An 11,733-nucleotide genomic window follows, 5' to 3' on the forward strand; every position below is an offset into this window, starting at 1 on the left:
ATGGAATATCTTGCAGGCCAGCCTTGTTTCTGAAAGGCTGGATCGCAGGACCGGAGGAGGAGAGGGCACCCGGCACTCGGGAGAATGAGATCTGGTTGCTCTGGTTTATTGAAATCGAGCCGTATAGCTGCGTTCAGGTGAGGCCATCTGGGAGCAGGGTGCTCAAGGGAGGAAACTATGGGCGTTTCTAAGTTGAAGGGCGCACTGCTGTGCGCCGTCGTGTCCGCCGCTTCGCTGTCAGCTCTGCCGTCCAAGGCGGAAGGGCTGAAATGCGAGCCGGGCGAAACCTATATCATGAATGTCATGGTGTCGGGCCACCCTTACTGGGTTCCGGTCTACCAGGGCTTCAAACAGGCCGCCGAGGCTTTCGGCTGCGAGACGGTTTTCTCCGGTACGCCGGACTACGACATCTCCAAGCAGATCGCGTCCTTCGAGCAGGACATGGTAAAACAGCCGGCCGGTGTCCTCTTGCACCCGATGCAGTCCGATCCGTTCATCGAACCGATCAACCGGGCAATCGAAAGCGGCACGCAGATCGTGACCTTTGCGGCCGATTCCCCGAAATCCAATCGCACCGCCTACATCACGTCCGACAACCTGGCCGAGGCAAAGTTCGCGGCTGAGGAAATCGTCAAACAAATCGGCGAAAGCGGCGAGTACGCGGTTCTGGAGAACCCGGGTCAGTCCAACCACGACCTGCGCGTGACTTCGCTGATCTCCTATATGGAAGACAATTATCCGGACATGAAGCTGGTGGGCCGCCAGGCAACCAACCAGGACAGCAACGCCGCCTATCGCGCAACCGCCTCCATCCTCCAGGCCAACCCGAACCTCGGTGCGCTCTGGATCCCGGAAGCAGGCTCCGCGGAAGGTGCCGTCGCCGCTGTTCTGGAGGCGGAGGCCGACGTCCTCATCATGCATGCGGACATCACCCCGACCACGCTGGAACACATCAAGGCCGGCAACATCCACATGGCGCTGAACCCGAACCAGGGCATGCAGGGTTTCATGGGCTTCATGGCGACCTTCCTCGCCGCGCATTCGGACGTCTTCGATCCGTTCAACGACTACAAGGTGTCCGGCTACAACCCGGTCCAGATCCCTTACGTCGACAACGGCTTCGCGGTGATCACCAAGGAGAATGCCGACAGCTTCGATCTGAACGCCTACATGGAAGGCCGCGATCCCAGCTGATCTGAAGTTGGAGCGATGTGATCGCGCCGACGAACGGGCTGCCTGAACGGCCTGCGTGCAGGCAGCCCGCAAATTCCGGAATTCAATGTGCAAAGTAGCTCCGTCATGACCGACGACCCGATCCTCACGATTTCCAGGCTGAGCAAGTCCTTCGGGCCTATCCACGCGCTCAGGGAAATCGATTTCGAGCTTCGCAAGGGCGAGATCCATGCAGTTGCGGGTGAAAACGGCGCTGGCAAGTCGACACTCATGAATGTCATCGACGGCATTCTGCAGCCCGACAGCGGCGAAATCCTGTTTGACGGCAAACCGGTCCGCATCAGTTCTCCGGCAATGGCGCAGAAACTGGGGATCTGTTTCGTTCATCAGGAAATCGCTCTGTGTCCTGACATATCGGTCGCCGAGAACATTTTCATGGCGGCAACCAATTCCAGCCGTTCCTTTCTGATGGACTACGCCGCGCTGGAGAGAAAGGCCGCGAGCATTCTGAGCGAGCTCGGCTCGATCCCGCCGGCTGCGCTCGTCCGAACCCTGTCGATCTCCCAGCAGCAACTGGTCGAGATCGCCAAGGCGCTGACGCTCGACTGCCGGGTGTTGATCCTGGACGAGCCCACGGCCGCCCTGACCGAGAAGGAGGCGCAGACCCTTTTCGGCATCATGCGGCGCCTGGCCGCCAAAGGCATTTCGATCATCTACATCTCCCACCGCATGGTCGAAATCTTCGACAATTGCGACCGCGTTTCCGTTTTCAGGGACGGCCGCTACATCACGACCCGCAACGTCGCCGACATTCAACCTTCCGATGTGGTCAACGCCATGGTCGGCAGGGTCATCGACGAGCTGTATCCCAAGAAGCAGGCCGAAGCGGAAAAGTCGGACGACGTCATTCTGGAGGTACGCAACCTGTGTGAACGGACCGGGTTCGAAGACATCTCCTTCGACCTGAAGAAAGGCGAGATTCTCGGCATTGCCGGCCTGATCGGGGCGGGACGCAGCGAGATCGTCAAGGGCATCTGCCGCCTGGAGGGCGAGGTGACCGGCGACGTCCGGCTGAACGGCCGCCCGCTGAACCTCAAGTCCTACAAGGACAGCATTGCCGAGGGCGTCGTTTATCTGTCCGAAGACCGCAAGGGGGACGGCGTGTTCCTGGAAATGCCGATCGCGGCGAACATCTCGGCACTCAAGCTGGAACAGGTCGCCAACGGGCTCGGCCTGATCCAGCGGAGCAGGGAGGAAAGACAGGCGAAGGAGCTGGGCGAGCGGCTCAACCTGAAATGCGGGTCGCTTGCCGATCCCGTTTCGTCGCTTTCCGGCGGCAACCAGCAGAAGGTCGCCATTGCCAAGATGCTCTCCATCAATCCGAAGCTGATCTTCCTGGATGAGCCGACGCGGGGAGTGGACGTGGGGGCCAAGGCGGAGATCCACCGGATCCTGCGCAACCTCGTGCGAACCGGTGTCGGCATCGTGGTTATCTCCTCGGAACTGCCGGAACTGATCGGCGTCTGCGACCGGGTTCTCGTGATCCGCGAAGGCACGATCGCCGGCGAGGTGAGCGGCGCACAGATGACGGAAGAAAACATAATGCACCTGGCGTCGTTCGGCGGCGCTTCGGCGGCAAGACACTGATTGTGGGGGAAATCATGGAAGACGCTGTCTCCCTGGCGGAAGTTCCGGCGGAAAAGACCGGGAACGCCTCATGGATAAGAAGACTGCTGAGGATGCGCGAAACCGGCTTGATCGCGATCATTCTGGCCCTGTTCATCGTGATGTCCTTCGCCTCGCCCTACTTCCTGACCTGGGTCAACATGCGCGCGATGGTGATGGCCTTTGCGGTGGAAGGCATCGTGGTGGTCGGCATGACCATCCTGCTCATTTCCGGCGGCATCGACCTGTCCGTCGGCTCGGTCACCGCTCTGGCCATGGTGATTGCCGGCTGGCTGTTCCTCAATGGTGTCGACCCGTGGGTCGCGTCCGCGATATCGATCGCGGCCTGCACCGGCATCGGCGCATTCATGGGCTTCTTCGTGACCCGTGTCGGCCTGCACCACTTCATCGTCTCGCTTGCCGTCATGGTGATCGCCCGCGGGGCCTGTCTCCTGGGCACCGGGGGGCGTCCGCTCGGCCTTTACACCCTGCCGCCGGAATTCAAGTTCATCGGGCAGGGCTCTATCGGTCCGATCCCGGTCGTGATCCTCCTGTTCCTGTTCATCGTGATCGGCTTCGATTTCATGCTCCGCCGGACGACGATGTTCCGGAAGGTTTTCTATACCGGCAGCAACGAGAAGGCGGCCGCCTATTCGGGCATCCAGACGAAAAAAGTCGTCTTTTTCACCACAACGCTGTGTTCGGCTCTGTGCGGCGTCGCCGGGATCATCTACATGGCCCGCTTCGGGTCGGCGCAGCCGACTTTCGGCATCGGCATGGAACTGAACGTGATCGCGGCGGCGGTGATCGGCGGGGCGAGCCTCAAGGGCGGATCCGGCACGATCTTCGGGGCGATACTGGGGGCGGTCCTCCTGTCGGTTGTCTCAAGCTCCCTGGCGCTCCTGGATGTCTCGGTCTACTGGCAGGACATCATTCGCGGCTCGATCCTGCTCGCGGCGGTCTCCATCGACCACTATCTCGTCAAGAAGCGCGGCTGACCGGGCGATCAAGAAGGAGGCTGACCTGATGACGGACAAGAAGAACGATATCGAGCTGATGCGCCAGATGCATACGGTCCTCGTGCTTCATTTCCTGGAGGGCAAGAAGCAATCTGACATCGCCGAGCTCCTGAACCTTTCCACGTCAAAGGTGAACCGGCTGATCACCCAGGGCCGCAAGATGGGAATGGTGAAGATCGATATCGAGAACCCGTTCCAGCGCCTCACCGACCTGGAAAAGCTCTTGGAGAGCGCAGCCTCGCTGTCGCGCGCACTGGTCACCTCCTGCGTGCCCGGAAGTTCCGCAACGACGCTCAAGCAGGTCGGACGTTCCGCCGCCAACCACCTGGTCGAAACGATCCGCGACGGCGACGTGATTGCCATTACCGGCGGCAAGGCCATCGGGGCGGTGGTTCAGAACATCGAAACGGACCGCACATTCGACGTGACCGTCGTGCCGCTGACCGGCGGCGTGCAGGGCAAGTACTATACCGACGTCAATCACCTGGCGACGCAGCTCGCCGAACGGCTCGGCGGCAAGACGATGCTGGTCCATGCGCCGCTGTTTGCCGAAAGCCGCGAACAGCGCGACATGCTGATGGAAGTCGCCTCGATCAAGCAGGTATTCGATATCGCCCGCAAGGCGACGGTTGCCCTGGTGGGCGTCGGCTCCATACGGACGCCGGGATCCAGCTATTACGATCTGCACCCGATGCCGGAGGCCGACCGGAAGATGCTGGCCGGCTCCGGCGTGGACGCGGAATTCCTGGCGCACCTTATCCGGCAGAACGGCACGGTCGCCGACTTTGCCCTGAACTCCCGCCTCGTCGCGCTCCGGCCCGACGAGCTGAGGCAATGCAGCCGTGTGATCGGCGTTGCCTCGGGCGAGGAGAAGGTTCTGCCGATCCAGGCCGTTCTCAACGGCAACCATTTGCATTCTCTGATTGTAGACGAAGAAACCGCAAGCGCGGTTTTGGCCACCATGGAAGGCGCACAAAATGTTGCATGATATGTTGACCCGTGAAATCGGCCGCTCCGGCATCCAGGCCTCGGCCATCGGCCTCGGCACCTGGGCGATCGGCGGCTGGATGTGGGGCGGCACGGACGAAACCCGTTCCATCGAGGCGATCCAGGCCTCCATCGACGCAGGCGTTACCCTGATCGACACGGCCCCGGCCTACGGCCAGGGCCTTGCGGAGGAAATCGTCGGCAAGGCGATACAGGGCCGCCGCGACGAGGTGGTCCTGGCGACCAAATGCGGGCTGGTGTGGCACACCCAAAAGGGCAACCACTTCTTCGACTATGACGGCAAGCCGGTGCACCGGTATCTCGGCAAGGACGCGATCGTCTACGAGATCGAGCAAAGCCTGAAGCGCCTCGGCACCGACTATATCGACCACTACATCACGCACTGGCAGGACCCGACCACGCCGATCGAGGAAACGATGGAAGCGCTCGAGCTGCTGAAATCCCAGGGCAAGATCCGCTCCGTCGGCGCCAGCAACACGTCGCCGGAAGACGTTGCGGCCTACGTCGCCGCCGGGCAGCTGGATGCGATCCAGGAAGAATACAGCATGGTGAAGCGGGACATTGAAACCAGCCTCGTACCGCTCTGCCTGAAGAACGACGTATCGATCCTCAGCTACTCCTCGCTGGCGCTCGGCCTGCTGACGGGCAAGATCGGGCCGGAGCGTGTTTTCAGCGGCGATGACCAGCGCAAGGACAATCCACGATTTTCGCAGGAGAACCGGCAGAAGGTGGCGCGCCTCATGGAGGCGATCGCGCCCGTTGCCGAAACACACGGCGCGACGAAGGCCCAGGTGGTCATTGCCTGGACGCTCCAGCAGCCGGGGATCACCTTCTCCTTGTGCGGCGCCCGCACGCCCGAACAGGGCGTTGAGAATGCCCAGGCCGGCCGTATCCGCCTGTCATCATCCGACCTGCAAACCATCAGCAAAGCCGCCGAAACCCATCTGACCCAGCTCGCCGCTTAATCCGCGGCCAAATCTTGATTGAAAGGACGCCGGACTCCAGTTCGGCGAACGGGAAAGCCATGTCCGATCAACGGCAGAAAAACTGGGACAGCATCCGCGGCGACGGCGCTTTCGACGTCATCGTGGTCGGCGGCGGCATCAACGGGGTCGGCGTCTACCGGGAATTGGCGCTTCAGGAGCTTCGCGTCCTGATTGTCGAACGCGGCGATTTCTGTTCCGGCTGCAGCGCGGCGCCCTCGCGCATGATCCATGGGGGACTGCGTTACCTTGAAAACGGCGAGTTCAACCTGGTCCGGGAATCCTTGCGGGAACGCGATGCCCTGCTGAAAAATGCATCCCATCTCGTGCATCCCCTGCCGACGGTCATCCCGATCAATTCGATCTTCTCCGGCCTCATGAATTCCGCGGCAAGCTTCTTTGGTATTTCGGGAAAACCGTCGAGCCGGGGTGCAATCCCGATCAAGATCGGCCTTTCGCTCTACGACTGGGTCACCCGCACGAGCCGGCTTCTTCCGGTGCACACCTTCCGCAGCAAATCGGCGACGCGGGCCAAATGGCCCGAACTGATGCCGGGCCTGAAATTCTCGGCAACCTATCACGATGCCTGGATTAGCCATCCGGAACGGCTCGGGATCGAACTTCTGACAGATGTCGCGCGGGAGGCAGCGCAGTGCGTCGCGCTCAACTACGCGGAAATTCGCCCGGCCGGAGACGGGTTCACCGTGAGGAACGCACTCACCAACGAGACCTTGCCCGTCAGCGCCCGGATGATCGTCAACGCGACCGGGGCCTGGCTGGACGACACCATCTCCCAGATCAGCGGCAAGACGGGGCAGGAACCGCTGGTGTCCGGCACGAAGGGCTCGCACCTCATCATCGACAATCCGGAGCTGCAAGCCGAGCTCGCCGGGCATATGGTCTATTTCGAGAATTCCGATGGCCGAGTCTGCATCGTCTTTCCCTATCTCGGCAAGGTATTGGCCGGGTCGACCGATATCCGCGTGAAATCGGCAAAGAGGGTGAGTTGCACGCCGGAAGAGCAGGACTACATTCTGGGATCCCTGCAGCTGGTCTTCCCCGGGATCGAAATAGCTTCCTCGGATGTGGTCTTCAGTTACGCCGGAATCCGGCCTCTGCCCAAGAGCGACCATGACTTTACCGGCCGCATCTCGCGCGGACATTTCACCAGACGCATCGAAGGCACTGTCCCGCAGCTCTGCATGATCGGCGGCAAATGGACCACCTTCCGCGCCTTCGCCGAGCAGGCGGCCGATGAAATTCTCAAGGAGCTGAACGTCCGGCGGAAGACGGCGACGCTGGCCTTACCCATCGGTGGCGGCAAGGACTATCCGCGGGAGAAGGGCGCTCTGGAGAAAGAGCTCGTTTCCACGTTCGGCGCCACTGCGGAGCGGTCTGCCTATCTCGCGGCCGTCTACGGCACGAACGCACGGAACGTTCTCCGGTTTTGCCAGCTGCGCGACGACGACCAGCTGATCGACGAGGCCCTGCCGCTCACCTTTGCCGAAGCGGCCTATCTCATCCGGCATGAATTCGTCGAAACGCTCTCCGATCTCGTCCTGCGGCGAACCTCCTTTGCCATCGACGGGCGGCTTTCGCGGGACCTCATCGACGGCCTGACCGCGCTGCTGTGCAAGGAACTTGGCCTGTCCGCGCAGGACGCCGACAGGCAGCGCAGCGCGCTCATCGACGAACTTGAAGCCTATCACGGTGTGACCGGCCAGATGCTGGAAAGCCGCAACCTCAACAGGAGCAAACTATGCGTGTGAGCACGAAAGCCCGCATGAACCGCATGTTCACCAATGGCGGCTGTCTCGACGTCGCGATCGATCATGGCGTGTGCAACGAGCCCAGCTTCATGGTCGGGCTGGAAGACATGGCCGGCGTCGTCGACACCCTGATCGGTGCGAAACCGGACGCGATCCAGATGGCCTACGGCCAGGCGGACCTTCTGCAGTCGCGGCCGGAAAAGGACAAGCCGGCGCTGGTCATGCGCATCGACATGGGCAACCCTTATAATGACCAGCGCCACAAGGTCATGTGGTCCTTGTTGCAGAATGCGGACGAGCCGATCATCGGCGCGCTGGAAATGGATGCGGCCTGTGTCGTCGTGAACCTATTCATGCTGCCGGACGAACCGGAACTGTTCCGCCAGTGCGTCGAAAACATCTCCCGCGTCCGGGCTGCCTGTCACAAATACGGCATGCCGCTGATGATCGAACCGCTGGTCATGCTGCCGAACGAAGTGCGCGGCGGCTATCAGGTCGACGGCAACGCGGAAAAGATCGTGACGCTCGTCCGGCTTGCAAGCGAGATGGGGGCGGATATCATCAAGGCGGATCCGACCGAAAATGCCGACGATTTCCACCGGGTGGTGGAAGCGGCACGCGTCCCGGTTCTCGTACGCGGCGGCGGCAAGGAAGACCTGAAAACCGTCCTGAAGAAGTCTGCAGCGCTCATGGCGCAAGGTGCCAGGGGGATGGTCTATGGCCGCAACATCTATCAGCATGACAATCCGAAAGCGGTCGTCGCGGCGCTCATGGCCATGATCCACAACGGCGCCGACGGAGATGAAGCCTGGGACATCTACAATCGTGGCTGACGGAATGACCTATCTTCTGGGGCTGGATGCCGGCAACACCGTGATCAAGGCGGTGCTTTTCGATCTGGAAGGACGGCAGGTCGCCATGCATGCGCTGGACGGCCAGTCTTCGACGCCCCGCCCGGGCTGCGTGGAACGGGATCTCTCCGAACTCTGGGAAAACGCCAAGCTGGCCATCCGCCGGTGCGTCGAAGAGGCCGCCATCGACCCCTCGCGGATCGCCGCCATCGGCTGCGCCGGCCACGGCAACGGGCTCTATCTGCTCGACCGTGAAGACGCTCCGCTGATCGGCATTCAGTCGCTCGACACGCGCGCCGCCGCCCTGGCCGAAGAACTGAAGGAAGCCAATGGCGAGGCATTTTACCGGCTCTGCCGCCAGGAACCCTGGCCGTCGCAGACGCCGGTCCTGCTTGCCTGGATCAAACGGCACCGCCCCGATCTTTACGAACGGGCCGGGACGGTCCTGCTCTGCAAGGACTTCATCACCTTCAAACTGACAGGCGAGAGGGTCAGCGAGATCTCCGACATGTCCGGCTGCGGCTTCACCCGCATGCCGGAATGCGTCTATGACGACGACCTGCTGTCGCTCTACGGTCTCGGTGATGCCAAGGGCCTTCTTCCCCGCCTGATCCACCCCTCGAACATCGCCGGACACGTTTCGGCCGAAGCGGCGGCTTTGACCGGCCTCGTGCAGGGCACGCCCGTCATCGGCGGTTATTTCGACGTGATCGCCAGCGCCCTCGGCTCGGGGGTGGTCCGCTCCGGGGAGGCATCGATCATCGCGGGAACCTGGAGCATCAATCAGGTCTTCTCCACCGAACCCGTCAACAACCGCAAGGTCTTCATGGCATCCGGTTTCGCGCCGGGCCGCTTCGTCAACATCGAATCCAGCGCAACCTCCGCCGCGAACCTGGAATGGTACGTGCGCGAACTGGTCGAGCGCGGGTCGCATCACGATGATCCGTTCGGCTATTGCAATGTCCGTATCGCCGAAATCACACCGGCGGCGGACGATCCGTTCTTTCATCCCTTTCTTTACGGGTCCGGACAGGGCGCGGGCTTCCGCGCAGGCTTTTATGGCCTGGCGGGATGGCATTCGGAGGGGCATCTGTTGCGGGCGCTTTTCGAAGGCGTTCTCTTCGAGCATCGCCGCCACATCGACGTCCTGATGAACTCGGGCGTATCCTTCGAACACGCGGTTCTCGCCGGAGGAGGCTCCCGCAGCCCGGTTTGGCCGCAGATGTTCGCAGACTGCCTGGGTGTTCCGATCCGCGTTGCGGAGGCCCGTGAAACCGGTGCGCTTGGAGCCGCGATCGGAGCAGCCGTCGGGGCCGGACTATTCGCAGTTTACGAGGACGGCGTGACAGCGATGACCAGAGCCCGGCACGAATACCTGCCGGATGCGTCGATGAAGGAGCACTACGACCGCCGCTACCGCACATACCTCAAGCTTGCCGACGCCATGAAGTCCTTCTGGGCGGAGACGAACGAAGCGGCTTCTAGTCAAAGCGGTTGAGGTTCGGCCGGAATCGATTGAACCTCCGGGGCGAATGATAATAAGACAACGAGCCACGCACGGCAAAGACGTGGCCAATGAACGGGGTAGGGTACAGGATGGGCCGGCCGAACTCTCTGGATGGGACTTACGACTACATCATCATCGGCGCGGGAACGGCTGGCTGCGTGCTTGCCAACCGTCTGTCGGAAGATCCGTCCGTCCGCGTGCTGCTGCTGGAAGCCGGTGGCTCGGACAATTATCGCTGGGTCCATATTCCCGTCGGCTATCTCTATTGCATCGGCAATCCGCGCACCGACTGGATGATGAAGACCGCGAACGAGCCGGGGCTCAACGGCCGCAGCCTCGTCTATCCGCGCGGCAAGCTTCTGGGCGGCTGCAGCTCGGTCAACGGCATGATCTACATGCGCGGGCAGGCGGCCGATTACGATCACTGGCGCCAGCTCGGCAATGTCGGCTGGTCCTGGGAGGATGTGCTTCCCTATTTCCTGAAGTCTGAAGACCACCACGCCGGCAGCACGCCGCTTCACGGCAGCGGCGGCGAATGGAAGGTGTCCAGGCAGCGGCTCAAGTGGGATATCCTGCGTGCCGTCCAGGAAGGTGCCCGGGAGTTCGGCATCGAGCCGCGCGATGATTTCAATGACGGCAACAATGAAGGCAGCGGCTTCTTCGAGGTCAATCAGTCCGGCGGCGTGCGCTGGAACACGGCCAAGGGCTTCCTGCGGCCGGCGCTGAAACGGGCGAACCTGCGGCTGATCACGCAGGCGGAAACGAAGAGCATCCTCCTGGACGGCAAGCGTGCCGCCGGGGTTGCGTTCACGCACAAGGGGCAGGAGATGACCGCCCGCGCGCAACGAGAGGTGCTGCTGGCCGCTGGTGCGATCAATTCCCCCAAGGTGCTGGAGCTATCGGGCATCGGCGATGGCGCGGTCCTGGCCGACCGCGGCATCGCGGTTCGCCATGAAAGCGCCGGTGTCGGGGAAAACCTGCAGGATCACCTGCAGATCCGCACGGTCTACAAGGTCCACAACACCAGGACCCTCAACACCATGGCCAACAGCCCGATCGGCAAGGCCATGATCGGGCTTCAATACGCCCTGACACGGTCCGGGCCGATGTCCATGGCGCCGAGCCAGTTCGGCATGTTCACCCGGTCCGATCCGTCCCTGGAGACACCGGATCTGGAATACCACGTCCAGCCGCTGTCCACCGACAAGCTCGGCGATCCCCTGCATTCCTTCCCGGCGATCACGGTCTCGGTCTGCAACCTGCGCCCTGAAAGCGTCGGCTCGACGCATGTCCAGAGCCGGGACAACGCCCTGCAGCCGGAGATCCGCCTGAATTACCTTTCGGCGGAAAAGGACAGGGACGTGGCGCTGAAATCCGTCCGCCAGGCCCGGCGGATCATGACCGCGAAAGCCCTCGCGCCCTACCGGCCGGAGGAAATCCTCCCCGGTCCCGGGTTCGACAGCGACGAGGATCTTCTGCAGAAGGTCGGCGACATCGCTACCACTATTTTCCACCCGGTCGGCACGTGCCGCATGGGCGCCGACGCCGAAGCGGTCGTTGATCCGCAGCTCAAGGTCCGGGGACTGGAGCGCCTCCGGGTGATCGACGCGTCGATCATGCCGAAGATCGTTTCGGGCAATACGGCGTCTCCCGTGGTAATGATTGCGGAAAAGGCGGCGGACATGATCCGCAAGGAGCACGCCTGACCCGGGTCCGACGCGTCGGCCCGAAGCAAATCGCAAGGGAGGATCGCCGGAA

General features: G+C 62.2%; 9 protein-coding genes. All 9 read left to right on the top strand.

The features are described from left to right. Nucleotides 1-177 precede the first annotated feature (177 nt). The 9 genes from ON753_RS03100 to ON753_RS03140 all read left to right on the top strand — a co-directional run bounded on the left by ON753_RS03100 (nucleotide 178) and on the right by ON753_RS03140 (nucleotide 11,681). Nucleotides 178-1,194, top strand: coding sequence for a substrate-binding domain-containing protein (locus tag ON753_RS03100; protein WP_265961097.1), 1,017 nt, complete (start codon nucleotides 178-180; stop codon nucleotides 1,192-1,194). A gap of 105 nt (nucleotides 1,195-1,299) precedes the next feature. Then, on the top strand, nucleotides 1,300-2,820 hold the full coding sequence (locus tag ON753_RS03105; RefSeq protein WP_265961340.1) for a sugar ABC transporter ATP-binding protein: 1,521 nt from the start codon (nucleotides 1,300-1,302) through the stop codon (nucleotides 2,818-2,820). A gap of 14 nt (nucleotides 2,821-2,834) precedes the next feature. Then, entirely contained in the window at nucleotides 2,835-3,836 is a 1,002-nt protein-coding gene (locus tag ON753_RS03110) for an ABC transporter permease (protein WP_377046861.1), read from the top strand. Nucleotides 3,837-3,864: 28 nt separating this feature from the next. Then, the gene (locus tag ON753_RS03115; RefSeq protein WP_265961098.1) at nucleotides 3,865-4,845 is read left to right on the top strand and encodes a sugar-binding transcriptional regulator; all 981 of its coding nucleotides are present in this window, start codon (nucleotides 3,865-3,867) and stop codon (nucleotides 4,843-4,845) included. Further along, nucleotides 4,835-5,830: an aldo/keto reductase gene (locus ON753_RS03120; protein WP_265961099.1), complete on the top strand. Its 996-nt coding sequence runs from the start codon at nucleotides 4,835-4,837 to the stop codon at nucleotides 5,828-5,830. Before ON753_RS03115 ends, ON753_RS03120 begins: the two co-directional genes overlap by 11 nt. A 59-nt stretch (nucleotides 5,831-5,889) precedes the next feature. Further along, nucleotides 5,890-7,617 (top strand): glycerol-3-phosphate dehydrogenase/oxidase, encoded by a 1,728-nt coding sequence (locus ON753_RS03125; RefSeq protein ID WP_265961100.1) that lies wholly within the window; start codon nucleotides 5,890-5,892, stop codon nucleotides 7,615-7,617. Then, the gene (locus ON753_RS03130) at nucleotides 7,608-8,450 is read left to right on the top strand and encodes a class I fructose-bisphosphate aldolase (RefSeq protein WP_265961101.1); all 843 of its coding nucleotides are present in this window, start codon (nucleotides 7,608-7,610) and stop codon (nucleotides 8,448-8,450) included. The genes ON753_RS03125 and ON753_RS03130 overlap by 10 nt, the downstream gene beginning before the upstream one ends. After that, complete coding sequence (locus ON753_RS03135; RefSeq protein WP_265961102.1) at nucleotides 8,443-9,966, top strand: FGGY-family carbohydrate kinase; 1,524 nt, start codon at nucleotides 8,443-8,445, stop codon at nucleotides 9,964-9,966. Before ON753_RS03130 ends, ON753_RS03135 begins: the two co-directional genes overlap by 8 nt. Before the next feature lie 98 nt (nucleotides 9,967-10,064). After that, the gene (locus ON753_RS03140) at nucleotides 10,065-11,681 is read left to right on the top strand and encodes a GMC family oxidoreductase (RefSeq protein WP_446692682.1); all 1,617 of its coding nucleotides are present in this window, start codon (nucleotides 10,065-10,067) and stop codon (nucleotides 11,679-11,681) included. The last annotated feature ends 52 nt before the right edge of the window (nucleotides 11,682-11,733 follow it).

This window comes from Roseibium salinum, from assembly GCF_026240905.1.
GTDB classification, from domain to species: domain Bacteria; phylum Pseudomonadota; class Alphaproteobacteria; order Rhizobiales; family Stappiaceae; genus Roseibium; species Roseibium salinum.

Bases quoted from the DNA above. Each gene is read 5' to 3' on its own strand.
- ON753_RS03100 (WP_265961097.1), top strand. From the start codon at position 178: ATGGGCGTTTCTAAGTTGAAGGGCGCACTGCTGTGCGCCGTCGTGTCC.
- ON753_RS03105 (WP_265961340.1), top strand. From the start codon at position 1,300: ATGACCGACGACCCGATCCTCACGATTTCCAGGCTGAGCAAGTCCTTC.
- ON753_RS03110 (WP_377046861.1), top strand. From the start codon at position 2,835: ATGGAAGACGCTGTCTCCCTGGCGGAAGTTCCGGCGGAAAAGACCGGG.
- ON753_RS03115 (WP_265961098.1), top strand. From the start codon at position 3,865: ATGACGGACAAGAAGAACGATATCGAGCTGATGCGCCAGATGCATACG.
- ON753_RS03120 (WP_265961099.1), top strand. From the start codon at position 4,835: ATGTTGCATGATATGTTGACCCGTGAAATCGGCCGCTCCGGCATCCAG.
- ON753_RS03125 (WP_265961100.1), top strand. From the start codon at position 5,890: ATGTCCGATCAACGGCAGAAAAACTGGGACAGCATCCGCGGCGACGGC.
- ON753_RS03130 (WP_265961101.1), top strand. From the start codon at position 7,608: ATGCGTGTGAGCACGAAAGCCCGCATGAACCGCATGTTCACCAATGGC.
- ON753_RS03140 (WP_446692682.1), top strand. From the start codon at position 10,065: ATGGGCCGGCCGAACTCTCTGGATGGGACTTACGACTACATCATCATC.